Origin of the sequence: Salinicoccus sediminis (assembly GCF_000986795.1) — a bacterium.
GTDB lineage: Bacteria > Bacillota > Bacilli > Staphylococcales > Salinicoccaceae > Salinicoccus > Salinicoccus sediminis.
Window position 1 is genome coordinate 121,084 of sequence record NZ_LAYZ01000004.1, and the last position, 24,248, is coordinate 145,331.

28 protein-coding genes are annotated in these 24,248 nt (G+C 48.8%); 6 read left to right on the plus strand and 22 right to left on the minus strand.

What is annotated here, in order from left to right; genetic code table 11:
- Positions 1 to 3 precede the first annotated feature (3 nt).
- Together WN59_RS07600 and WN59_RS07605 are read right to left on the minus strand one after the other, a co-directional pair.
- Positions 4 to 783, minus strand: a complete 780-nt coding sequence (locus WN59_RS07600) for an aspartate dehydrogenase domain-containing protein (RefSeq protein ID WP_046515254.1) — start codon at positions 781 to 783, stop codon at positions 4 to 6.
- Between the two features lie 119 nt (positions 784 to 902).
- The gene (locus WN59_RS07605; protein ID WP_046515257.1) at positions 903 to 1,517 is read right to left on the minus strand and encodes a DedA family protein; all 615 of its coding nucleotides are present in this window, start codon (positions 1,515 to 1,517) and stop codon (positions 903 to 905) included.
- A gap of 147 nt (positions 1,518 to 1,664) precedes the next feature.
- Here WN59_RS07605 and WN59_RS07610 point away from each other — a divergent pair, with 147 nt between their 5' ends.
- A complete protein-coding gene (locus WN59_RS07610; RefSeq protein ID WP_046515260.1) occupies positions 1,665 to 2,447 on the plus strand; it encodes a sulfite exporter TauE/SafE family protein in 783 nt (260 codons plus the stop codon).
- A gap of 35 nt (positions 2,448 to 2,482) precedes the next feature.
- Here the strand turns inward: WN59_RS07610 and WN59_RS07615 are convergent, their stop codons facing one another.
- Genes WN59_RS07615 through WN59_RS07630 form a run of 4 tightly spaced genes read right to left on the minus strand, consistent with a single transcriptional unit; the run spans position 2,483 to position 4,495 of the window.
- Positions 2,483 to 3,037 (minus strand): DUF4256 domain-containing protein, encoded by a 555-nt coding sequence (locus WN59_RS07615; protein WP_046515263.1) that lies wholly within the window; start codon positions 3,035 to 3,037, stop codon positions 2,483 to 2,485.
- Positions 3,038 to 3,055: 18 nt separating this feature from the next.
- Positions 3,056 to 3,757, minus strand: coding sequence for an FAD-dependent oxidoreductase (locus WN59_RS07620; RefSeq protein ID WP_046515267.1), 702 nt, complete (start codon positions 3,755 to 3,757; stop codon positions 3,056 to 3,058).
- Positions 3,758 to 3,782: 25 nt separating this feature from the next.
- A complete protein-coding gene (locus tag WN59_RS07625) occupies positions 3,783 to 4,172 on the minus strand; it encodes an SRPBCC family protein (RefSeq protein WP_046515270.1) in 390 nt (129 codons plus the stop codon).
- 2 nt (positions 4,173 to 4,174) lie between these two features.
- On the minus strand, positions 4,175 to 4,495 hold the full coding sequence (locus WN59_RS07630) for an ArsR/SmtB family transcription factor (RefSeq protein WP_046515273.1): 321 nt from the start codon (positions 4,493 to 4,495) through the stop codon (positions 4,175 to 4,177).
- A gap of 147 nt (positions 4,496 to 4,642) precedes the next feature.
- Between WN59_RS07630 and WN59_RS07635 the strand changes: the two genes are divergently transcribed.
- Positions 4,643 to 5,074, plus strand: a complete 432-nt coding sequence (locus WN59_RS07635) for a DUF1801 domain-containing protein (RefSeq protein WP_046515277.1) — start codon at positions 4,643 to 4,645, stop codon at positions 5,072 to 5,074.
- 32 nt (positions 5,075 to 5,106) lie between these two features.
- Here the strand turns inward: WN59_RS07635 and WN59_RS07640 are convergent, their stop codons facing one another.
- Positions 5,107 to 5,676 carry a DNA-3-methyladenine glycosylase I gene (locus tag WN59_RS07640; protein WP_046515280.1) on the minus strand — a complete coding sequence of 190 codons (570 nt, stop codon included), beginning with the start codon at positions 5,674 to 5,676 and terminating at the stop codon, positions 5,107 to 5,109.
- Positions 5,677 to 5,731: 55 nt separating this feature from the next.
- On the opposite strand from WN59_RS07640, the gene WN59_RS07645 reads away from it, so the two are divergent.
- Positions 5,732 to 6,481 carry a sulfite exporter TauE/SafE family protein gene (locus tag WN59_RS07645; protein ID WP_046515283.1) on the plus strand — a complete coding sequence of 250 codons (750 nt, stop codon included), beginning with the start codon at positions 5,732 to 5,734 and terminating at the stop codon, positions 6,479 to 6,481.
- A 7-nt stretch (positions 6,482 to 6,488) separates the two neighbouring features.
- Here WN59_RS07645 and WN59_RS07650 read toward each other — a convergent pair whose 3' ends face one another.
- The 5 genes from WN59_RS07650 to WN59_RS07665 form a co-directional block, all read right to left on the minus strand.
- Positions 6,489 to 7,073: a phosphatase PAP2 family protein gene (locus tag WN59_RS07650; RefSeq protein WP_052747341.1), complete on the minus strand. Its 585-nt coding sequence runs from the start codon at positions 7,071 to 7,073 to the stop codon at positions 6,489 to 6,491.
- Between the two features lie 158 nt (positions 7,074 to 7,231).
- Complete coding sequence (locus WN59_RS07655) at positions 7,232 to 7,825, minus strand: hypothetical protein (RefSeq protein WP_046515287.1); 594 nt, start codon at positions 7,823 to 7,825, stop codon at positions 7,232 to 7,234.
- Positions 7,826 to 8,052: 227 nt separating this feature from the next.
- On the minus strand, positions 8,053 to 8,211 hold the full coding sequence (locus WN59_RS13615; RefSeq protein ID WP_156172415.1) for a hypothetical protein: 159 nt from the start codon (positions 8,209 to 8,211) through the stop codon (positions 8,053 to 8,055).
- Between the two features lie 131 nt (positions 8,212 to 8,342).
- Complete coding sequence (locus WN59_RS07660) at positions 8,343 to 8,918, minus strand: superoxide dismutase family protein (protein WP_046515290.1); 576 nt, start codon at positions 8,916 to 8,918, stop codon at positions 8,343 to 8,345.
- A 109-nt stretch (positions 8,919 to 9,027) separates the two neighbouring features.
- Positions 9,028 to 9,630, minus strand: coding sequence for a class I SAM-dependent methyltransferase (locus tag WN59_RS07665; RefSeq protein ID WP_046515293.1), 603 nt, complete (start codon positions 9,628 to 9,630; stop codon positions 9,028 to 9,030).
- Between the two features lie 172 nt (positions 9,631 to 9,802).
- Here WN59_RS07665 and WN59_RS07670 point away from each other — a divergent pair, with 172 nt between their 5' ends.
- The gene (locus tag WN59_RS07670; RefSeq protein WP_046515297.1) at positions 9,803 to 10,990 is read left to right on the plus strand and encodes a cystathionine gamma-synthase family protein; all 1,188 of its coding nucleotides are present in this window, start codon (positions 9,803 to 9,805) and stop codon (positions 10,988 to 10,990) included.
- A gap of 40 nt (positions 10,991 to 11,030) precedes the next feature.
- Positions 11,031 to 12,203, plus strand: coding sequence for a M24 family metallopeptidase (locus WN59_RS07675; RefSeq protein WP_046515300.1), 1,173 nt, complete (start codon positions 11,031 to 11,033; stop codon positions 12,201 to 12,203).
- A gap of 50 nt (positions 12,204 to 12,253) precedes the next feature.
- Here WN59_RS07675 and WN59_RS07680 read toward each other — a convergent pair whose 3' ends face one another.
- From WN59_RS07680 to aldA, 3 genes are all read right to left on the minus strand, one after another.
- Positions 12,254 to 12,910, minus strand: coding sequence for a carboxymuconolactone decarboxylase family protein (locus WN59_RS07680; RefSeq protein ID WP_046515303.1), 657 nt, complete (start codon positions 12,908 to 12,910; stop codon positions 12,254 to 12,256).
- Positions 12,911 to 12,997: 87 nt separating this feature from the next.
- A complete protein-coding gene (locus WN59_RS07685; RefSeq protein WP_046515306.1) occupies positions 12,998 to 13,315 on the minus strand; it encodes a CHY zinc finger protein in 318 nt (105 codons plus the stop codon).
- A gap of 99 nt (positions 13,316 to 13,414) precedes the next feature.
- Positions 13,415 to 14,866, minus strand: coding sequence for an aldehyde dehydrogenase (gene aldA, locus WN59_RS07690; RefSeq protein ID WP_046515309.1), 1,452 nt, complete (start codon positions 14,864 to 14,866; stop codon positions 13,415 to 13,417).
- A gap of 132 nt (positions 14,867 to 14,998) precedes the next feature.
- On the opposite strand from aldA, the gene ybaK reads away from it, so the two are divergent.
- Positions 14,999 to 15,469 carry a Cys-tRNA(Pro) deacylase gene (gene ybaK / locus WN59_RS07695; RefSeq protein ID WP_231577176.1) on the plus strand — a complete coding sequence of 157 codons (471 nt, stop codon included), beginning with the start codon at positions 14,999 to 15,001 and terminating at the stop codon, positions 15,467 to 15,469.
- 49 nt (positions 15,470 to 15,518) lie between these two features.
- On the opposite strand, the gene WN59_RS07700 is transcribed toward ybaK, so the two are convergent.
- The 7 genes from WN59_RS07700 to WN59_RS07730 form a co-directional block, all read right to left on the minus strand.
- The gene (locus WN59_RS07700) at positions 15,519 to 17,651 is read right to left on the minus strand and encodes an ATP-dependent Clp protease ATP-binding subunit (RefSeq protein ID WP_046515317.1); all 2,133 of its coding nucleotides are present in this window, start codon (positions 17,649 to 17,651) and stop codon (positions 15,519 to 15,521) included.
- Between the two features lie 243 nt (positions 17,652 to 17,894).
- Entirely contained in the window at positions 17,895 to 18,908 is a 1,014-nt protein-coding gene (locus WN59_RS07705) for a WD40/YVTN/BNR-like repeat-containing protein (RefSeq protein WP_046515321.1), read from the minus strand.
- A gap of 91 nt (positions 18,909 to 18,999) precedes the next feature.
- On the minus strand, positions 19,000 to 19,890 hold the full coding sequence (locus WN59_RS07710) for a YitT family protein (protein ID WP_046515324.1): 891 nt from the start codon (positions 19,888 to 19,890) through the stop codon (positions 19,000 to 19,002).
- 139 nt (positions 19,891 to 20,029) lie between these two features.
- Positions 20,030 to 20,380, minus strand: a complete 351-nt coding sequence (locus WN59_RS07715; RefSeq protein ID WP_046515329.1) for a DUF2200 domain-containing protein — start codon at positions 20,378 to 20,380, stop codon at positions 20,030 to 20,032.
- Between the two features lie 124 nt (positions 20,381 to 20,504).
- Positions 20,505 to 21,320 carry a SurA N-terminal domain-containing protein gene (locus WN59_RS07720; RefSeq protein WP_046515333.1) on the minus strand — a complete coding sequence of 272 codons (816 nt, stop codon included), beginning with the start codon at positions 21,318 to 21,320 and terminating at the stop codon, positions 20,505 to 20,507.
- Positions 21,321 to 21,512: 192 nt separating this feature from the next.
- Positions 21,513 to 23,228, minus strand: a complete 1,716-nt coding sequence (locus WN59_RS07725) for an aryl-sulfate sulfotransferase (protein ID WP_046515337.1) — start codon at positions 23,226 to 23,228, stop codon at positions 21,513 to 21,515.
- Between the two features lie 209 nt (positions 23,229 to 23,437).
- Entirely contained in the window at positions 23,438 to 24,154 is a 717-nt protein-coding gene (locus tag WN59_RS07730) for a deoxynucleoside kinase (protein ID WP_046515341.1), read from the minus strand.
- Positions 24,155 to 24,248 lie beyond the last annotated feature (94 nt).

A 24,248-nucleotide genomic window follows, 5' to 3' on the forward strand; every position in this document is an offset into this window, starting at 1 on the left:
AAATCAGCTGCCGATCTTCACGTTCTTGTAGATGCGCTCGAGCGTACCGCACACGCTCAGTGCAGCAAGATAGCTTGTCTTCGGGTTGTCCGGCAGCGGATTGTTCCTGAAGGTGAATTCAGCCTCACCGAAATCCCCTGTCACTTTCACATCATGGACGTTCCTGTCGATTTCCGGGTCGGCGATGATGGTGACATCCGTATCTTTCATGCCGACGCCTGCAAAAGCAAGGATGATGGAGATATTCATGCTTTTCGGATATTTATCAATCGCTTCAGCCGCATTGCCTTCAAACACCACTTTTTCCCGGCCGAGATTCTCATCAGTCAGGGAGCCGGCCGGTTTGCGTGTTTCAAGGGAGACGCCGTCAAGTTTCCCGAATGTCTGTGCATTCTGCAGCAGGTCCAGCCCACCGATTGCTCCTGACGGCAGATGGAGTGCATGATCATATTCATTCGCGTTCCGGGTGACATCCGCCACCAGATCCTCATCCGCGAGTGCACCAGTGCTGATCAGCAGTACATCCTTCTCTTTGATGATTCCGGGCAGCAGCTCTTTGGCCGCTTCCACCGTCGACGCTTCAACCACGATATCGATACCGGATGACAGGAATTCCCCGGTCCCGGTGAAAAGCTCCACTCCGTAGTCAGATTCCAGTGACGCATACTTTTCCCTGTTCCTCACCAGCACACTCGTGACCTTCAGGCTTTCATGGGCACTTTCGTTGATCTCATCCAGCAGAAATTTTCCGATTGCACCTGCACCGATCAAACCAATATTCATATAACAGTCTCCTTCCTTAATGTCCAAACCATAATAGTATCCTGTACCCTGACTGGATGCCTGTATACACATCGGATATAAAAAAGCGTTACGGCACAGTGCCGTAACGCCTCCAGAGGCTATTTTTTTGCCATGACCCTGCGCTTTATGAAGAGCACCGCCAGTATGATGACGGCGAGCGCCAGAACGGCATAGACGATATTCGAGTAGATGTCCATGTATCCGACGATGCTGTCCCACGATTCACCGACCGAGGCGCCGATGACGACCAGCACCGTATTCCAGATGATCGTCCCGAGGGTCGTAAGACCCAGAAACAGCCACATATTCATGTGCGACATGCCCGCCGGCAATGAAATCAGGCTCCTGATAAGCGGGATGAAGCGGCAGAAAAATACCGTCCATGCGCCGTATTTCTCAAACCAGCCGTTCGCATTATGAACATCTTTCTTCTCGACGCGGAGGAGTTTTCCGTATTTCTCCACGATGCGCTCGATTCTCTCCACACTGAGCAAACGCCCCACATGATAAAGGACGATCGCCCCGCCGACGGAACCGAGCGTCGAGGAGGCCACCACGCCAAAAATATTCATCGAACTTTTCGTTGTCATGAATCCCCCGAATGTCAGAATCACTTCCGACGGAATTGGAGGAAAGAGATTCTCCACCATTATCAGAAGGAATATGCCCATGTATCCAAACTGTTCCATGAAATCCGTAATCCAAGTTTCCATTCATTTCACCTTTCCGAATTGCCTTCGTCCGACACAGGTTTTTCAGTATTTAATATAATACTATATATCTGCTCAAAATCATACGAATATCCGTCCGGGTTTTTCATGTTATATTAGACAGTGACAACAAGTAAAAGTGGTGACAAAATGGATATCCTTCTTCTGCTGCTCATCGGGACTGCCGCCTCCATCATCGGTGCCCTCATCGGCATCGGCGGCGGGGTCATTATCGTACCTTCACTGATCTTCCTCGCGAACAACACAGAAATCATCGGTGACATGTCTGTCCAGAATGCAATCGGAACCTCTTCACTGACACTCGTCTTTACAGGATTGTTTTCGATGCTTGCATACGGCAGATCAAAAACCGTGGACTTGAAAAGCGGCATGCTGTTTTCCATAGGGATCGTACCCGGTTCCCTGGCCGGCGCCTATTTGAGCCGGTTTCTGGATCAGGATTCGTTCGGCATCATCTTCGGCGCCTTCCTGCTCCTCATCTTTATGGTGCTCACTTTCAAGACCAGGATGATCAGGAATCGGGAGGCTGCCGATCAGGATAAGAAGGAATTCAAACCGCTGCTCGGCATCACCGCTTCATTCTTCGTCGGCATCAGTGCCGGGCTGTTCGGCATCGGCGGCGGTGCGCTCATGACACCGCTGATGATCATCGTCCTTAATTTCTCCCCGCATGTGGCCGTCGCGACCAGCATGGTGATCATTTTCAGCTCCAGCCTGTCGAGCTCTGCGGGGCATTTTGCACAGGGCAACATACTGTGGGGCTACGGCGCCGTCCTCATCGCCGCCACCTATATGGGGTCAAAGATTGGCGTCAGGATCAACCAGGCCCTGAACAGCCATTCCCTCTCCCAGGTACTCCGCTTCGGCCTTCTCATTCTCGGCATCTATATGATCATCGATGGACTCATGTAAAAGAAGCATCTGCCGCGGCAGATGCTTCCTGATCATTACACTCTGAGGGCGCCACGGAACCTTCGCGCACCATAATAGGATTCCGCACCGTTATGGTAGATGAATACCATATTGTAACGGAAATCACCGAAAATGGCACCGCCGCGCTCCCTGATCCCATCCGGCGTACTAAGCCAGGATGATGTCTTATTGTCAAAGTCACCGAGTTCCTGCAGAAAGCGGTATTGGCTTTCATCAAGCATCGTGATGCCCATTTCCTCTGCAAGTTCCATCGCGCTGGTTTCAGGCTTATGCTTCTTACGCGCTTCCCATGCTGCACGGTCGTAGCATACGCTCTTCCTCCCTGCGGGACTTTCTTTCGAACAGTCGAAGAAGATGAATTCCCCATCCTCTTCCCCGACGACATCAGGCTCCCCTTCTGTCCGCTCCATTTCTGAAAGCGACCACAGTTTTTCCGGGTTGGATTCCAACTTCTCTTCCACCTGCTCCCATTCAATTCCTGCATGTCTGTCCATATTGGCCACAAATCGTTCCCTGGATATCTCCAGCTGCTTTTTCGTTTCTTCCGTGTTCAGTTTTTTTGCTGACATGTCTGATCATCCCCCTGTCTAATATCCGATGAATGTCTCTTTTCTAATGTTCTTTTTCGGTACCCCGGTACCAGTCAGATGCTTGCTTACCGATTCGACCATGGAATAGGGGCCGGCGATAAGATATTTTTCCACGTCTGCCCCTTCAAGCAGCTCAAGTTCCTTGTGCAGCCCTTCGCTCGACTCTATGAAACGCACTTCTGCAATTCCCCTGTCGCTGATGTCCGAAAGCTCCCCGCTGTACGTGAATTTTCCTTCCCCATCAACATACAGGAGAACGGGCGGCGTCTCCACCCTGATATCCGCATCAGCCAGTTCACTGAGCATCGCATGGAAAGGTGTGATGCCGATTCCACCGGCAATGAAGACCGTCCGCTCCCCGCCATCTGTGTGAAAAGAGCCTGCGGGACCGCTCATGGTCATCTCCATGCCGGGTTCCAGTTCAAGGAGCGCCTGTTTATAATCACTCGGCCTGTCATCTATCCTGGTCGTCACTTCAATCACATCTTCCCGCGGGGACGAGGAGATTGTGAAAGGTTTTGTCGGCGGTTTGACTTTCCTGTGGGTAATTGTGAAAAGTCCGTGCTGCCCTGCCTGCCAGCTCACCCCCTCCGGCTTTTCAAAACTGAAAGTATATACATCCCCTGAAATCTGACGCCTTTCTTTGAAAATCAGTTCTTTCTTTTTAAAAACAGCTGCTGCATCTTTTAAAAATCCCATCCGTTTCTCCTCCTTCGGCCTGCCTTCACTCCTGGTCCAATATGCGTGCCAGCGTTTCGATTTTATCACTCCAGCCGTATCTGGCTCCATTGTATGCCATATCCTCTTCCCTGAAGCCCGTATGGTCCAGGTGCAGAACCGTCCATTCTTCATCTTCTGTCAATGTCCATGTGACGACCGTATCGAGTGGTCCTCCCACCCATGTATAGGACAATCTGACGGGCGCTTCAACAGCCAGCACCACACTGTCCACGACCAGATTTATTTCTTCGTTGCGGAACTGGCACTGATGACCGACGATCGGTTTGAAATCATTCGGCATCACCCATTCAGAAAGTATATCCGGATCAGTCAGTGCTTCCCACACTTTCTCCCTTCTGCTCCTGAATTTAAAATCAAGCGATATTTCCGCCATCTTTATTCCTCCAATAATTTTCTGAGTTTTTCTGCGTTCCCGCTCCAGAATTGTTCATAATATGACAGCCAGTCCCTCACTTCCTTCAGCGGTTCCGGGTTCAGCCTGTACTTCGTCTCCCGCCCTGTGCGCCGTCCTTTGACGAGGTCCGCTTCGCCCAGTACTTTCAAATGCTTGGAAACGGCAGTCCTGCCCATATCAAAATGCGGTGTGAGTTCATGCAGCGGCATTTCCCGGGTGCGGGACAGTATATGCACAATCTTTCTCCTGGTCGGATCCGCAATGGCCGTAAAAACATCGCGTTCAACTTCCGGTTCCCCCATCCTGCCCCTCCTTCTTAGATAAGACACCTTTTAGTGTCTTTAATTATAAGACACTAAAAGGTGTCCGGTCAACAAAAAGCCACTTCTGTATTTCTTTGCTTTATGATTTAATATAGTTAATGAATACCCGGAAATGGAGATGTGCAAATGACATTTGATGAATATGTGGATAAAATCGATGAAAAATGGCGGGAGAGTTTCATAAGAACGTGGGATGTGATCAGCGAACATCTTCCGGAGGGGTTCGAGGCGGACATCCAGCATGGTATGCCGGGATTTGTGGTGCCGAAGGACAGATACCCTGAAGGTTATCATGTGGATAACGAACCGCTTCCTTTCATAGGCGTCGCTTCACAAAAGAGGCATCTCGCCGTCTATCACATGGGGATGTACCGGGATAAGAATCTGTATGACTGGTTCACCCGCGAATACCCCAATCATATGACGACCAGGCTGAACATGGGCAAAAGCTGTATCCGGTTTACCAACCCTGATAAAATTCCGTATGGACTGCTGGGTGAGCTGGCCGAAAAGATGACGGTCGAAGAGTGGATTGACCTGTATGAATCAAAAAGATAATATACTAACATTTTCCCCGCCCGTTTTGCATGTCAGTTTACATTTGAGTTTTTCGTACGGCATCCACATGCATCAACATGGTCATTGACCATCCCGATGGCCTGCATGAATGAATAGATGATGACCGGACCTGTAAATTTGAAGCCGCGCTTTTTAAGATCTTTGCTCAGGCGCTCAGACAGGCCGGTGGATGCGGGAATATCGGCATCAGTCTTACGTCTGTTCACAACCTGCGTGTAATCGGTGTATCCCCACAGGTAATCCGCAAAAGTTCCGAACTCCTTCTGAATTTCAAGCACGGCCCGGGCATTCGTCCGCACCGACTCCAGCTTGCCCATATGCCGGATGACACCTTGATCCATCTTGATATCCCCGAGCTCCTCATCCGTAAGCTTTGCACAGCGCGGAATATCAAAATCGTGGAAGGCTACCCTGTAAGCTTCTCTTTTGTGCAGAACCACCCTCCATGACAAGCCCGCCTGTGCCCCTTCCAGCGACAGCATTTCAAATATATACCGGTCATCGCCCGACGGCACACACCACTCCCTGTCATGGTATTGCTGCATGAGCGGGTCCTCGCCCGCCCACTGGCATCTCTTCATCAAAATCCCTCCTCGCAACTTTTCCTCAAAATGGTATCATGGTCATTATGTAAACATGTTCCCAAGAAAGGATGACACTGTGTCCGCTTTTATATTTTTCATATGCATAGCGCTCATCGCTTCCATACTACAGACGAGTACAGGGTTCGGCTTTTCCATAATGGCCACTCCGCTGTTTCTGATGCTGTTTCATCCGCAGGAAGCAATCCAGATAAATATCATCCTGTCCCTCGTCATTTCATTGGCGCTCATCCGTTCGATCATGGATTCGGTCGACTTCACACTGCTGAAGCGGCTGATAGCAGCAAGCCTCGCCGGCGTCCCTTTCGGCATAGCAATCTATATGTCGATTAACATAGAGGCTTTCAAGTTCTCTGTCGGCGTTCTGCTCCTCATGCTCACTCTACTGCTCATTTTGAACTTCAGGATCAGTCAGACGCGGGGTCGGGATAATCTGGCCGGCGGACTGTCCGGACTGTTCACCACAAGCATCGGCATGCCCGGTCCGCCGATACTGCTCTATTTCACCGGCACCAGCATGGACAAGGACAGGGTGCGTGCTACGACACTTGCGTTCTACCTGTTCATCTATTCAGTCAGTCTCGTCACACAGATCACTTTTACCGGTACCAGCGTACTGATTTGGAAATCCAGCCTTTATGCGGCACCCGCTGTGCTCGCGGGCCTTGTCATCGGTCAGTATATCCATAAGTGGGTCGATCAGGATACATTCCGGATTTTCACCTATGTTCTTCTAAGCGGCACAGGCGTATATCTTCTCATACAGAGTCTGCTGTCACTCTGAAGACCAATCAGCTTGAAAATCTGGCTTTGACTTCCTCCAGCACATGCAGGATCAGGGCAATGACAATGACACTGGCCACTGTATCGGAAAGATAGTGGGCGCCGAGGTAAATACGGGAAATCATCATTGAAATCACCAGAAAGACCAGGACCGCCCTCACATAGATATTCCGGCTGAGGCGGAACAGCAGAATGACAAGGACCATGAACGACAGCACATGCATGCTCGGAAAACTGTAACCGTCGAATGCCGCATGTTCAACATCCGGCCGCGCCCTCTGGAAAGTATATTTCATTGCAGCCCCGATTGCGAGGCTTGCTCCGGCGCCGATCGTATACAGCCAGAAATGAGGATCCTTTTTGAAATAATAAATTACAGCCACAATGAGGAATATGACAGCAGCATGGGAGGGCTTGAAGATATAGGAGAGGAAAGACAGATATGCCTCCAGCCATCCCGCATCCGCAAATCCCCTCAACAACAAATACACCGACCTGTCCAGGGCATCCGTGAAATCCAGTCTGATGCTGATGGCGAGGGTGGTAAACAGCGCCGCATACAGGGTGATGAAATATATATTACTTTTCTTCAATGCTATCCTTCCTTATAATCATTATATGCATCACAGTATACCATCTCTCATCAATTGGTTTTGACATTGCAGGGCTGTGTGTATCGGTCAATCTGTACACTGAAACTATAAAGGCGCCGGAGGACAGTATTCTCCGGCGCCTTTAAACTGGCTGCTCATCATGCAGCCTTTCTGCTTTTGACGATCTTTTTGTAAGTGTCTATGACATAGTACCCGTAAATGAGTGCGGCAGCCGCTCCGCCAAGGCCCGCAATTGCGTAGACCGTATAAAGCGATGCATCCGGCTGGAACGCAAAATAAGCCGCGATACAGCTCGATATCAAAGGCAGCGGCGCGATATAGTAATCGAACCTCCGGTTCATGATCGGGGCCTGCAGAAGGAAGTGTATCCCCATTACCAGCGTGATGAACGGTACGATGAACATGGCCACTTCAAGTACGAACATAAGTATGACAACAATAAGAATTGTAGCGTAAGTGACACCGACGAGAAAGCCGACCGACCGTTCTATGCGTACGACATCAGAAGTCCTGTCATTGCCGGCGGATTTTGAAAGCTCCCGGTTCTTGAGACTCCCGACCAATATATAGACAGCGCCAATCATCGCCGCTGCAAACAGTATCCACCCGGCTATGCCCCAGGCAAAGCCGAACCAGATTGAAAATGCCACTATGAACCCCACCATGATGAGAGCATGAGGAGCACTTGCCCTTGCAGCTTCAAAGTCCCAATCCAGTGCGCTGTTTTCCATCATATTTCTCCCCTTTGCGGAATCTTTTCCGCCAATTCTATTACTGAATATTCTATATACTCCATAGTAACTATTCTATCTATAGTATTCACATACAGCAATTATTTAAACAGAATCCGTTAAAATAATTTTTCAATATTTTCATATCCGTTCCCACATAAAAATCCATCCCGGACGAAAATTTCCGGATGGATTTTTGTCTGCTGTATTCCATTCATCCGAAAAAATCAATCACCATTATCCGAACTGCCGTCACTGTCCTGGTAGTTCGTATCGTTGATCGTCTGCTGCTGATCGAATTCCGATTCGTCATTGTTGTTCATGCCGCATGCGGATAAGACCAGGACCTGGGCCATGACCAACGCAAATATACTCCTCTTTTTCATCAAATACCTCTTTCTTTCGTGCATTAACCGCTGGATTCATTATCTCATTTAATATTGCCTGATGTCATAGATTTAAGCTCAATGTCAAAATGAAGAAGACCGTCCATCTGACGGCCTTCTTCGGAATATGCCTATTCACCCACTACACCGCATGCGATACGGTCGCCCGCATCACCTGATGGCTGTGACTCATAGTCATCCGCTTCAGAATGGATCATGAGTGCCGTGCCCTCTTCAGTAAAGAGCGTGTTATCCTGTCCTTCCTCAAGTGTAACCATATCTGCTGTGACTTCAGTATCCACTGTACCGTCTTCACTCACTTCTATATTTTCCATATCGCCTGCATGCGGTCCATCAGGGTCGTTCATGCCGTGGTTGGCATCTGTCGGATTATAATGGCCGCCCGCCGACTCGAAGTCGGGGAGTTCACAGGAGCCGGTCTCATGGAAATGGAAGCCGTGTTCGCCCGGCGGGAGGTTTTCACCTTCAAGGGCAATGTTGACCCCGGATTCCCCTTCAGTCAAAGTTGCTGTGGCCACCTGTTCTTCATTGGTATCCATCAGATCGACAATCACTTCAGAATCACCCGTTTCGCCAAATGACTCTGTTTCTTCTTCGTCTCCCTGGTACTCTTCGTTGTTTCCACTGCAGGCTGCAAGAACTCCAATCAACGCAATAGTCAGTATCAGGAACATCCAGCGCTTCATCGAATACCCCTTTCAATCGTAGTTAATGTTTTGATTCCCTTTAAATGTAAACGTAAACTTTATTTATCCAGTTGAACGAGGGTAAAAAAATAATCCGCTGATGAAGCTGTCATTCCCCTTCTGCGTGTATCAGATACAGGCACCCTGCCATATACCGTTCCTCTTTGATGATTTTCAGATTGCTGTCTCTTACAAGCTTTTTGATATCCCTTTTCTGGTGGCAGCCGACAATTTTCAAAACCAGAGGGTCGATCAGTTTTTGAAAGGAGGCCAATAGCCGGCTGCTGCTGAGTCCGTGTTCCATCAGCAGTATCTTCCCGCCCGTTCTGCACCATTTCTGAAACTGGTCCAGGACAGCCCCGGGATTCTGATATGCACACAGGCTGAGGGACGATACAACCGTGTCGAAGCTGTTCTCTTCAAATTCGACGCTTTCTGTATCGACCTGTATGAAAGTGGCCTCGAACCGGTAATTCCCTGATGCTGCTTTGGCTGATTCGAGCATCTCAGCGCTGAAGTCGATGCCTGTCAGCTCGATATCATCCGGGTAGAACGGATAATTCATTCCCACACCGATTGCCGATTCAAGCACTCTGCCCTCCGCCATGGAAAATATTTTCTCTCTGTATTCAAATGTCTTATCACTGCTGCGCCTTTTTTCATATGACTTTGCCTGACGGTCAAACTTCCGGATCATTGACTGCTTTGTCATATATTCCACTCCAATAATTCATTTTCATTTATCAAATCATGCTTTAGATGGTACAGTGTCAGTAAGAAGTAATATTACTCTTCGTTGGATTGAATGTATATCCGGGAGGTTTTTTATTCCACTTTTATAAAATCGCTTACAAAATAATGATAACATATCGGGAGTGATATTTATGAACAAGAGGACGGAGCTTTCGACAGAGACTGTGTGGGCGGGTGAGAAGGACTACCGGGCGCATGGTGCGAGCCAGGTGCCTGTAGTGAACAGTGTTGCTTATGAATACGGGGATCTGGATCACTGGTATGATGTTGCCAAAGGCCGGGCGTACGGGCACATATACGGCCGGAATACCAATCCTACCCTGGCATCTTTTGAAGACAAGATCTGCCGCCTGGAGGGCGCAGAAGCTGCCACGAGTTTTTCCACAGGCATGGCGGCAATCAGCAATACCATGTACACATTTTTACGTCCCGGTGACCGTGTTGTGAGCATCAAGGACACGTACGGCGGGACAAACAGGATTTTCAGCGACTTCCTGCCGCATATGAACATCGAAGTGACACTCTGTGAAACAGGGGACCATGAGGCGCTGGAGGAAGAAATCAGGAAAAGCTGTAAAGTCGTACACCTGGAGACGCCGACGAACCCCACTCTGAAGATCACCGACCTTGAACGGATTGCGAAGGTTGCAAAAGAAGCGGATGCACTGCTTGTTGTGGACAACACTTTCGCCACACCGATACTGCAGAATCCGCTAGAATCAGGCGCCGACCTTGTCATCCACAGTGCAACAAAATTCCTCGGCGGACATGCGGATGCACTCGGCGGAACACTCTGCGGTGCCAAACACCTGGTGGACCAGGTGTTCCACTACCGTGAAATCAATGGGGCAACAATGGACCCGAACGGTGCATATCTTATGATCAGGGGGATGAAGACACTGGATCTGAGAGTGCAGAAGCAGTGCGACAATGCTGAGAAGGTTGCCGAATACCTTTCTTCACATCCGGCGGTCTCCAAAGTTTTCTACCCCGGCCTTGCCGATCATCCGAACCATGATATTGCCAAAAGACAGATGAGGCGTTACGGCGGCGTGCTCAGCTTCGCACTTGCCGGCGGCATGGAGGCTGTCAAAAAAGTGCTCCCGCGCCTTGAATTCGCCAACCGTGCAGCCAATCTCGGTGCTGTAGAAACGACAGTCGGACCGGCAAATACCACGAGTCACGTGGAGTCGACACCCGAGGAGCTCGATGCCCTCGGCATCCCCGAGAGTCTCGTGAGATATTCAGCAGGGATCGAATCTTTCGAAGATCTTAAAAATGATCTGGAAAATGCCCTGGCAATTCTGGAAGAATCATAGGCATGCTTCATTCGAACATACAGGGAAAAGGGGAGATGTGATGTTCTCCAGACAGGAATATGAAACAAGGATGAACAGGACGAAACAGAAGATGCTGGAGTATGGTGTGGAAGTGCTGATACTCTCCAACCCCTCCAATATCTGTTACCTTACCGGCTATGATGCATGGAGTTTCTATGTCCATCAGGCGGTCATCGTCTTCATCGATGAAAAGGAGCCGCTGTGGATCGGCCGCGGCATGGACGCCAGAGGGGCCGAACTGACCACATGGATGAGCACACCGAATATCATCTACTATCCCGATGACTACGTGCAGTCCACCATCAAACATCCGATGGATTTCATCGCTGCGGAACTCGTGTACCGGGGCAAGGGCGACAGGAAAACAGGCGTTGAAATGGATGCATTCTATTATACCGCCATGGGCCATGAACGCCTCACAGTGGGGCTTCCCGATTCGGAGCTTAAAGATGTGAGCGGGCTGGTGAACTGGGTGAGGGTGTATAAAAGTGAAGCGGAGATAGGCTGCATGCGCAATGCAGCAACGATCGTCGGCAATGCAATGCAGGCGGCATACGACACGGTCGGTGCCGGCGTGCGTGAAAATGAGGTCGCCGCCGCCATCACCCATGCACAGATATACGGCAGCGACACATTCGGCGGGGATTACACATCCATCGTCCCCATGATACCGACCGGGAAATACACCGCCAGCCCCCATCTGAACTGGAGCGACAAGAGATATACAGAAGGTGACTCACTGACGATAGAGATTGCCGGGTGCTACCACAGATACCATGTGCCCATGGCAAGGACCGTATCCATCGGTCCGGTGCCCGACTACGTCAGGGAAGCCGGAAAGGTCATCATGGATGGCATCCATGAAACCATGGCAACCATGAAACCCGGAATCACAGCAGCAGAAGTCAACAGCGCGTGGAGCCGGGCCATCGCCAAACACGGCTATGAAAAGAATTCACGCATCGGCTACTCGATCGGCATGAGCTATCCGCCCGACTGGGGGGAGCACACCATCAGCTTCCGCGCGGGCGACCACACGATACTCGAACCCGATATGACATTCCATCTCATGCCGGGACTGTGGTTCGACGAGTTCGGAGTCGCAATCACAGAATCCGTCCTGGTCACAGAAAACGGCATCGAGCAGTTCACTTCATTCAATCAGGAAATCCATGAAAAACCTGTTCATTGACTTTTCGAAACGCAAAAAAGATGAATCGGCCCCGATTCATCTTTTCTTATTTATGCATCATATGCATTGAGTGCATTGACGCTGTGGGCGACGGCGGAGCCTGCTTTCAATGCTGTGCCGACCAGGATGGCTTCTGCCATCTCTTGTTTGGTAACATCCAGGTCTTTGGCGTTGTTTGTATGGATTTCTATGCAGTACGGGCATCCTGTAACATGCGCCACTGCAACGGCGATCAGTTCCTTGTCTTTTTGTGAAATCTCTCCCGGCTGCATTGCTTCTCTGTCCAGCTGTGTGAAGGCTTTGAATGCTGCGGGGGCAAGTTTTGAAAATTCCTTCAGTCTGCTGATGTTGGATTTCTTGTAAAGATCCCCCTCATTGCTGCCATCATATGCTTCCAGGGCATTCACACCATGCGCCATTGCAGATCCGGCTTTCAGTGCAGTGGCCACAAGGATGGCTTCCCCCATTTCCTCTCTGGAGACTTCCAGGCCTTTTGCATTGTTCACATGGATATCGATGCAGTACGGGCATCCTGTAACATGTGCCACTGCAATTGCGATGAGCTCTTTCGTCTTCTGTGGAATCACTCCGTCGGCCAGTGCCGCTTTATCGAATTGACTGAAGCTCTTAAAGGCTTCAGGGGCAAGCTTTGATAGTTCAGGCAGTCTTTCAAGGTTCGATTTCTGGTACAGGCTTTCTTCTGACATGATATTACCTCCGATAGTTTTCCGAATATAAAAAATACTTCTCCGGAAATCATATCCGAAGAAGCAGTGCCTTTCAACATATCGGCTTCATCTGCCAACGTCAAAATACAGATGATGGTGGAGACGGCAGTTCTGGTTGAACTCCGAACGACAGTTTTTGCATCTGCCTGTATCCATATACTCCGTGATTGTATGCTCAGTATCACATACTCCGCATAATATCGCTTTCTCGTCGAATTCATGCGCCTTCCACTTTCCGGTTTCGTGGCCTTCGCACTCGTCGTGGCACTTGTAGCATGGATAATATTTTCCGCAGCACCTGAATTTTATGGCGATGATGTCCCGTGTGCCGTGATAGTGGATGCAGCGTGTCTCCCTGTCGACCGTATGACCGGAAACCATCATTTCCCTTCACTTCCTTTCAGGTAGAAAAGCATCCCTTTGAATCATCATATCCAAAGGGATGCCATCACTCAAATCTGCAGATCCCGACTAACCGGCTGTTTACTTTTTGTCCTTCTTATACTGCATATAGACAGCCTGGGTGACGAGGAAGTCCTCTACTCCGTGTTTGCCGTCTGTACCGCCGAGTCCTGATTGGCGCATACCGGCGTGATAGCCCTGCACGGCTTCGAAATTCTCGCGGTTCACATACGTTTCGCCAAACTTCATTTCATTGACGACACGCATCGCCTCGTTAAGGTCGTCGGTATATACGGAGGAAGACAGGCCGTACTCTGTGTCATTCGCTTTTTCAATCGCTTCATCCAGCGTACTGAAAGTCGCAATCGGCAGAACCGGTCCAAAGATTTCGTCCCTTATGATTTTCGAGTCGTGGGATACACCGGTCAGGATTGTCGGTTCATAGAAATAGCCGTTTTCAATATCCGCCCGTTTGCCGCCTGCAGCAATCCGAGCGCCTTCTTCCACCGCTGTCTGCACCATGTTTTCCACAGTTTCAAGCCGGTCCTGGTTGATCAGCGGCCCGACTTCGGCATTTTTATCTTCACGCGGGTTGCCCAGTTTTTTAGCCCGGAAGGCTTTTGTGAGTTTATCAGTCAGTTTCTCCGCTACGCTTTCATGGACATACAGACGCTCAGCGTTTGTACATGCCTGGCCATTATTGGCAAGCCGGGATGTGACTATGGCTTCTGCAGCAATATCCAGATCGGCATTTTCAGTCACGATGGCAGGCGCTTTCCCTCCCAGTTCGAGATTGACCTTGGTAATATTCCTGGCAGCCGCTTCCATGACCTTTGTCCCTGCCGCTACACTGCCTGTCATTGTTATCATATCCACATCCTTGTGGGAGGCGAGTGCGTTGCCGATTTCAGAACCCGCACCGGTCACCACATTATATACACCGGCCGGAACTTCTTCCATGCCGTCTATTATTTTCGTGAATTCCATCGTCGTATTCGGTGTATGCTGACTCGGTTTGACGACAATGGTGCAGCCCGTCACCAGGGCCGTGGCTACTTTTCTCGCCAGTATGAAAACCGGGAAGTTCCACGGAATGATGCCGCCCACCACCCCGATCGGTTTCTTATAGATCAGTATATTCTCGTTTGGACGGTCACTCGGTACTATGTCCCCTTCCATCCTCCTTGCCCATTCCGACATGTAATGGAAATAGTCGATTGCGAGATCCACTTCACCGCTTGCCAGTTCATAATCCTTGCCCTGTTCTTCCTGCAGCAGGTCGATGAATGTATCCCTTCCGGCGGCGATTTCATCACCGAGTTTCCTCACAATTTTACCGCGCTCGATATTCGGCTTTTCCTCCCACTCTTTCTGAGCTTTGGAAGCCGCCTCTACCGCTTTATCGATATCATCCGCAGTTCCCTTGGGCGTTTTTGAAATGACTGCTCCCGTCGACGGATTGATTACGTCGATCGTCTCTTCTCCGGTGGATGCAGTATACTCACCATTTATATACAGCTGATGGTTTTGCAAAAAATCTCCTCCTGATTTCATTATTGATTCTCTCTTCCCTCGGGCAAAGAAGCTGAAACCCCGGAAATCATCCCTTAATGTGCTAATATGATTGTTATATCAACACCACCGGGAGGTATCGACGTGAAGAAGATGCAAAAGACAAATGCGATGAGGAATCTCGAGAACAATAAGATTGATTATAAGATCCATGAGTATCCGTGGGATAAAGAGCATCTGGACGCGAAAAGTGCGGCAAATGAAGTGGACATACCGCTTGAGAAGATATATAAGACACTTGTCGCCACAGGCAGCACTACAGGGGAAATTGTCGTCTGCATCCCGGCCGGACAGTCACTCGACCTGAAGAAACTTGCCAAAGAAAGCGGCAACAAAAAAGTGGAGATGCTGCACATGAAAGACCTGGAAAAGACGACAGGTTATATACGCGGCGGCTGTTCGCCTGTAGGTATGAAAAGGCGGTTCCCCACATATGTTTCTTCAGAAGCTTCTTCCATGGAATCCATCGTGGTCTCCGCCGGAAAAAGAGGCATGCAGATGGAACTGGCTCCGGATGAACTGCTCAGAATCACAGACGGACAATATGCCGATATTACTGTATAAAAAAATGGCTCTGAATCCTCCCGGGATCCAGAGCCTTCTTTGTTCCTGTTTATGCTTTTACTACTTTTATCTCTTCATCCTGAACTTCGACTTTCACGTTATCCAGAGTCTCCTCTTCAAGAATCAGGTCTGTCAGCTGATCTTCGATTTTGTCCTGGATGACTCTGCGTAATGGTCTTGCACCGAAGCGTTTGTCGTAACCCTGTTTTACCAGTATTTTTTTCGCTTCATCTGTGATTGTGATATTGATTTCATTTTCCTCAACTGTTTCCTGAAGTTCTGTGAGCATCAGATCTACAATTTGGAGAAGGTTATCTTCAGAAAGTTCATTGAAGTTGATGATGGAATCAAAACGGTTCAGGAATTCAGGTTTAAAGTAGTCACTCAGGTTATCAAGAGTGGATACTGATTCATGTTTGTCGGAACCAAAGCCGACACTTGCAGTATTGACACCAGTTCCTGCGTTACTTGTCATTATGATGACAGTTTCCTTAAAACTTACAGTACGGCCATGTGAATCGGTCAGGTGACCGTCTTCCATGATCTGGAGGAACATGTTCTGTACGTCCGGATGTGCCTTTTCTATTTCATCGAGCAAAATGATGTTGTAAGGATTATGACGCACTTTTTCAGTCAGCTGTCCTGCTTCCTCGTGTCCAACATAGCCTGGAGGGGAACCGATGATCTTAGAAACTGCATGTTTTTCCATGTACTCACTCATATCAAGACGGATGAGTGATTCACGTGATCCGAACAGTTCCTCGGCGAGCGCTTTTGTGAGCTCTGTCTTGCCGACGCCGGTCGGTCCGACGAACAGGAATGAACCGATTGGACGGTACTTGGATTTAAGGCCGGCACGGCTGCGTCGGATGGCTTTTGCCACTTTGCCCACAGCTTCTCCCTGGCCGATGACTTTCGCACCCAGCTGACCCTGGAGATCGCGCATTTTCTCCTGCTCGTCTGCCTGGAGCTTCGTCACAGGAATACCTGTTTTCTCTTCCACGATCAACTGGATATCGGAAACGTCCACATCAATGACCTGCGCTGCGTCTTCAGCTTTTTCGAGCTGTTTTTCAAGCTGCAGTTCCTGATATTTCAGGTTTGCCGCCTTTTCATAGTCTTCCTGTTCAGCAGCTTCGTCTTTTTCCTTCGCTATCTTTTCAAGCTTCTGCCTGATCGAGCCGGAGTCGTTTTCTGCATTGGACAGGTTCAGACGGGAACCGACTTCATCCATCAGGTCGATTGCCTTATCCGGCAGGAAGCGGTCCTGTATATATCTGTTTGACAGGCCGACGAATGCATGGATTGCCTCATCGGAGTAGCGTACTTCATGGAAGGCTTCGTAACGGTCTTTAATACCCTGGAGTATCAGTTCCGCTTCCTCCAATGACGGTTCTTTCACAATGATCGGCTGCAGACGGCGTTCAAGTGCTGCGTCTTTTTCAATCTGACGGTATTCTTTCAGGGTCGTAGCACCGATGATCTGCAGCTCGCCGCGTGCCAATGCAGGTTTCAGTATGTTACCTGCATCCATCTGGGAGCTCTCTGCCGTACCCGCACCTACGATCTGGTGGATTTCATCAATGAACAGGATGACGTCTTTACGTTCCTGCAGTTCACTGATCAGCTGTTTCATACGCTCTTCAAACTGACCCCGCATACTTGTATTTGCCACAAGGGAAGCCACGTCAAGGATATATATTTCCTTATCCATCAGCTTGGACGGGACAGTCCCTTCGACGATTTTAAGAGCCAGCCCTTCTGCAATGGCAGTTTTACCGACACCAGGCTCACCGATCAGTACCGGATTGTTCTTGTTCCTTCTGTTCAGAGTCTCAACGACACGCTTGACCTCCACGTCACGGCCGATGACCGGATCAATGTTGCCGGATCTGGCTTCATCAGATATATTTTTACCTAACTGATCAAGCAGGCCGTTCCCGCCGTTTTGTTTCTCTTTTACTTTCGTTCCCGTAGCGCTTCCTCCGTTTCCCTGGAAATATTTATTGTTGGAGTTTGTATTTTCAAAAGGTGATCCAGAAAAGAAATCGTTGGAATTCATCATTTGACCTTGTATTTCACGGAAACATTCATCACATAAATGTACTTGCATTTTCTGGTTGTTAACATTCATCGCAAGATTGACATTTGCTTCATTAACACCACAGTTTTGACATTTCATGCGTAGATTCCTCCTTTTCGTGATGATAGCCCAATTTGACTTTGACTATCTTTGACTATAAATACAGTATAAAGGTCTCCAATCAGATTTTCAATCATGATGCTCACATACCTTTTTGCCATTTGACTAAGTTTGACCTTTAACTATATTATACATTGACCTTATTTGACTTTCAAGTGTTTTTTGTTACTTTTTAATATGATTACGAAAAAAAGAGGCATCCTCAGATGCCCCCTCCCTCTGTTATACGAGCGTCATCCAGTTTACTCCCTTATCCTTGAGATGGCCCGGCCATTCAACATTCACTTTGTTCCATGTTTCCCCTGAATCTCTGGAAATATAGAAACCGGTGTTGTTCAAAGCATAGAACACTCCTGCTGCCACTCTGTCTGAGGCGAGAGAGAAAATTGCAGAACCGTCAGGGTCCGGCAGACCTTCATGGACCCGTTCCCATCTGCCTCCATTTTCACGACGCATCAGAATCGTTTCCGCATTTGATGGTTTATATGCCGTCCTCGGACTTTTTGCCGCCGACACAATGGTGATGTCCGCATTCCCGCTGTCCGCAGCGATGCCGACCAGATAGCTGTACGGGTCAAGGCCATCGTTGAATGTCTCCCATGTAGAGCCCGAATCGAAGCTTTCCGCATATCCGCCGCCTGCCGCTTCATACACACGTCCCGGAACCTCAGGGTGGGTCGCCAGCGTATGGCTGTCATGCTGCGACCCCGGTTTACGGTCCTCGAAGCTCTGTCCCCTATCCTCGCTTCTCATGACACCGCCGAGTTCTATTCCCGCGAAAATACGTTCCGCGTCATGAATATCCGGCTCGATGAAACGCACATGATGTGTCTCAGGCCGGGGCGGGAAACTCCATGTTGACTTTGATGGCAGATCCAAGAGCGCCGGGCAATCCGTCCATGTCCGCCCGCCGTCCTCCGATCGGAAGAGGCCGCTCGGTTCCGTACCGGCCCAAACGACTCTGCAGCCGTGTATATTCTCAGTGGGACTTATGGCGAGGCTCATCACCCGGTTATGTGTAATGCCGGCCCCGGCAGGCTCCCATGTCCCGCCGCCGTCATCGCTGATAAATAGCCCGTCATCAAATGTGCCCCCGTACAGCCGCCCCGGATTATCCGGATCGGCCGCAATGCACAAGAGGACATTCGGTGCAGGCCTTTCTGCCATCACCCATCCATCTTTTCCTTCTTTTATTTCGTAGAGTGAATTGCCGGCAGAAAAATACAAAGTCTTCATCCTATCCAGCTCCTTCAGAGTGTTTTTAATACTGTCCCATTCAGATTCCCTTTATCGGTCTGTAAAAAACTCATCCGTTGCCTGAAGGTCTTCATTCATCCGCCTGTTCTTTATAATATTCTTTTTCCTGTTTTGCACTGCCGAATGTTTTTTGCGTCGGATAGTGTGCCCTGGCAAATGAACCGCCGCTGACATCCTTGACCGTGTTGACTACAGTGAAGGCGTCTTCGTCCACTTCCCGTATCAGTTTCTTCAAATAGAACAGCTGCTGTTTCGGTACAGCAACATATATCAGGTTTTCAACATTTCCCGTGCCATCATTCCTGCCTTCAAGAATCGAAGTGTGAGCTCCGAGATTCCGCCGTATGGTAAGGGCGATCTCTTCACTGTAATCGGAAAATATATGCACAATCTTCTTGGACTCAAAACCTTCCAGCACATAATCCGTGACTTTCTTCCCTATGAACAGCGCCACGATCGTGTAGAGGATGTACACCGGCCCGATGACGAAGATCCCTCCCAGAACGACCAGCGCATCCAGTACAAAGTTTGTTCCGGTCAGTTCCCAGCCAAATTTATAGTTCAGCATCTTGGCGATTGTGGAGGTACCCCCGATCGTGCTGCCCGAACGGAAGATGAAGCCGAATCCTATGCCTGTAAACACTCCTGCATACAACGCAGCGAGCAGCGGGTCATTAAGCTTTGAACCATGCCCTTCCAGTATATAAAGAAACAGGGAAAAGAGCGGAATCGCAAGGATGGATTTTATTATCATGGATTTTGGCAGATAGCGGTAGCCAAACGAAATGATGAGTGTGTTCGCCGCAAATGTGACCAGCGCCGGAGACCACCCGAGTCCGAAGTACAGAAGCAGTGACGCCCCAGGTATCCCGCCTTCAGCCAGGGAATTCGGCATGGCAAAAATCGCCACTGAAGCAGCAAAGAAAAAAGTCCCCATCACCATAAACCCATAATCTTTCATGCAGCACCTTCTTTTCTCGTATATTCCTAAAAGCCGATCATTGTCATACTATCACAGGAATAAGCATCGTCAAGGAGATACAGATTACAAAGGCCCGTTGAAAGTATTCCTTTCAACAGGCCTGGGTAACGTCATATCATTATTTCCGCAGAATCTTCTCCATCGCTTTGCCTCTGGCCAGCTCATCTATCAGTTTATCCATATAGCGGATCTCCTGCATGAGCGGCTCTTCGATTTCTTCGACACGTACTCCGCATATCACACCTGTGATCATCTCTCTCGAGGGATTCATCTCCGGTGCTTCGGCAAAGAAGTTTTCAAAATCAGTATCCTTCTCCAGATGTTCTTCAAGCTGACTCTGACTGTAGCCCGTCAGCCAGAGGATGATTTCATCCACTTCATCCTTCGTCCGGTCCCGCCGAGCAGCCTTGGTGACGTAGTGGGGATAGACTTTTGAGAATGCCATCGTATATATTTTATACCCGGCCATATTACCGCTCCTTCCATTTCAATGATATTCAACATTCTGCACAGTTCCAGTATACAACAAACCTGCATATAAAAATCGCCGCTTTGGACATACATCCAAAACGGCGATTGCTTCGTCCATTCAGTTACAGGTTCACTGTGACATCCGATTTCTCTTTCAGATCTTCGGCGAGTGTCTGTGCCGCCTCACTTTCTTTCTGCATTACAACCTGCTCTTTAAGCTGCGGTTTCATCTCGTCGAAGGATGGCATCTCAGAGCCGCCTTCTTCCCCCTGCATCTGTGACATCTGTTCTTTCTGCTGATCATAGATCTCTTTCAGTTCATCATCGGATGGTTCGATATCACCGGTCTCTTCAGCGATAAGCTGGTCCATCTTGACCTGCGTTTTGAGCTGGGACATCACTTCATCCTTTTTCATGCCCTGCTCTTCCATCGCAGTGAAGAACTCATCCTGGGATTTCATCTGGTTTTGTTTGACAATGTCGTCCAATGTTTTGTTGACCTCGTCCTCAGGCGCTTCGATTCCGCGGTTTTCAGTTTCCTGTATCAGCAGTTCCTGGGAAACCATGCCGTCGGCAACCTGCTTTTTCAGTTCATCCTGATTCACTTCCTGCCCGGACATCTGCTGCTGCATGGCAGCCTGCTGGAACTGGCTCTCGTAAGCCTGTTGGAATTCATCCTTCGTCACTTCTTCGCCGTTCACTTCAGCGACGACATCAGGCACACCTTCCATGTCCGGTTCAGGCATTTCCTGCTGGCCTTCGCCGCTTTGGGCAGATTGGCCACCGCCTTCTTCACCGCTGCCAGAAGCCGTCTGTCCCTGGGACTCCTGCTGATTTTCCGCGTTCCCTGTATCTTCGCCTGAATCATCTCCCCCGCCGCAGGCACCGAGTACCAGCATCGAAGAGGCGATTGATAATCCTGTCAACCATTTTTTCATAATTGATTCTCCTTATAATGCGTTATTGTCCGTCATTCTAACACATCATATTCCAATGTCCACTCATCATGTGCCAGGATGGAAAATCCATACAAAAATTTTGAACATTCCATGACAGCTTAACAGTTCTCCTGAGGGGCACTCCCCACAATCAAAAACCCGTCCTGCTTCAGCAGGACGGGCGGATATGAGTCAGTTTTGCGCTCCCAGGGAGAATCTCTCCTCCCATTTATCATTATATAAAGCGTTCCTTGAAGAGCGGTATGCCCAGGCACCTGTACGGAAACCTGTCATTTCGGCTTCGAATACGATTTCAGACTGTTCATCATGTGTAACCTCCACAAATGAACTTCTCTCTCCTCCATCCGTGTGGCCGAAATCAAGCAATACATTGTCGCTGTCTTCACGGTATCTTGCACTGCTTATGATATTTGTGAAGTAATCCTCTCCGAGCTCTTCCCCATATGTCCATACTATTTCTGCATCCAATGTTTCTTCGTTGATACGGTAGTGGGTTCCGGCACTGTATTGTTCCGAAACCTTTTCATTCCCTCGGGTGACAACTGTATTATTATCGAGCAGCATGATATCGATCGTATCCGGGTCATCGTCGAAATCAGGAAGGATGGTGGCGTCATGCTGGGCTGCCGGATATTTGAAATCCCCGCTGTCCCCATCCACAAGATATTCTTCCATCTCTTCATTCCATCCCTCGGGATGAGCCAGGATCCACTTTATCTCACCTGTGCCGTAATCGATTTTCATCACTGTATCCTGATGCCTTCCCGAAATGATGATACTGTCATCACTTTCATCATACACGACGGAATTCTGATGGAACCAGTCTATCAGGCCGTTGTCCTCCCTCGGTTCATACTCTTCATAGACTTCCTTCGGGAAAAGGTCTTTCAGGTCCATTACTTTTACGACTTCCCCTGTCTCCCTGTCCATCTCTATCATGGTATCTTCCATGTAAACGCCACTGCCGTCATTGACAGTGAGCAGCAGATTCCCTGACGGCAGTTCCGCCACGTCATGATGAATCAGTGTGGACTCTATGCCCTCGGCTTCACTTTCCGCAGCTCTTTCACTTATAATGAAGGCATTGTAGACTTTACCTATATAGGTTGTTTCAAACAGACGGTTATAGGCACTTCCGCTGTTATCATCTTTCCCCAGATAGAGCAGGTTCCCATTATCCAGCTCCTGCAGAACATGGCTGTTGAAGCCCGAACCATACCAGCGGACATCGCCATTTACATCAAATGCAAACGCATATCTCGTACTCGGAATATAGAAAGTCAGTTCACTTTCTCCGAGTTTCATTTTTTCAGGCTGGGCTTCTTTGATTTCAATCTCCGGCATTTCTTCCGGCAGGTCTTCCGTAGTCACTGTAAAGGTATGTTCCAACACTTCCCCGGATTCGGTTTCTGCGGAAATCTCTATCGTGTTCGTATACCCCGGATACAACCCCAGGACAGGCAGTTCATGGTGGCTCCTGTATTCCTTTACTGTTTCCGAAATGTCCGCTTTGTCATCCTTTCCCTTTACTGTAAAAGTGACCTTTGCCGGTTCTTCCGTATCGAAAATCACAAGGGCGGAAAGGGGGCTCCGATTATAGGGGTCAACATTCACATACGGATTGTCGAGGGTACTACCCTCACTTTCGGCAAGTATCGCAGTCTCCAGTTCCTCCTGATCTGCAAGTACCTGCTCCGCCTTTTCCGGCGGGTAGTCATAATCCGCTTCTGCGGTTTCCTCCTCTGCAACCTCAGTATCCGGCTGTTCCCCAGTCTCATCTGATTCCTCCGGAGCTGCTCCGCGGTCATTACCATAAAAAGTGGCGGCTGTTAACAGGATAACTGCAAATCCGATGATTGCAACGATTACAATATTCTTTTTTTTCATGTACATACTCCTTACCGCTGTTGCTTTTAATATGTATAGTTACTGTCCAGAAATCTGAACAACCTTAATATCACCTTATCACTCACTCATCATAATATAAACACCTTTTCCATAATATGTATCGAGACTCCCCCTGACCGTGCGCATATAAAGATGGCCCGCCTTTCTTCGGCGGACCATCCTGCTGTTGCATGTATTCACATCGTGCTCTACTCCAGCTCTTCAGGCAGTACAAACCCCCGGTTTCGCTTCAATGTTTCTTCAATTCCATCCAGTACAGCTTTGACATCCCGTGGGTTGAAAATATCCATCCTGTCAATATCTATGACATAGACAGGGGATATATTCTTATCCAGGTAATTCTTCTTGAAGTCCCTGTCATACATTTCATATATATCCTGGTAATACTTGTACAGTTCCGGATTACCATCTATCTGCTCATATGACCTTCCGCGCTTTTTGATCCTCCTCATGATCTCTTCGAAAGAGCCATGCACCATTACCATAAGATCCGGTGATTTTTTGAATAAAACCTGCTGCTTATATAGATCCGCCAGCTCCTGCATCATGTTTTCATGCAGCTCAAGGTATGTCGCATACTCCGCTTCATCCATTGAGCCATTCTCATACTGGAGCCTTGCAAATATCATCGCATCTTCATAAATGGAGCGATCGAGCACTGAATTCGGGTGTGCCATGGCTTCCTTTATGGCACTGAACCTGTGGTTCAGGAAGAATATCTGCAGATGGAAGCTGTACCTCTGCGGGTCTTCATAATATTTCGCAAGAAACGGATTACCTTCCACTTTTTCCTCCAGCAATTCAACATCAAAATGTTTGGCGATCACTTTACCCCATTCCGTTTTTCCTACGCCGATTGTTCCTGCCAATGTAATCAATTTTCCTTCACCTTTTCCATAGTTCATAATATTCACCGTATTATATTCTTATTTATTCCTTCACACAATAAAAGCCCCGTTCATCATTCCGATGAAACGGAGCAGCTTATTGGAAATTCCA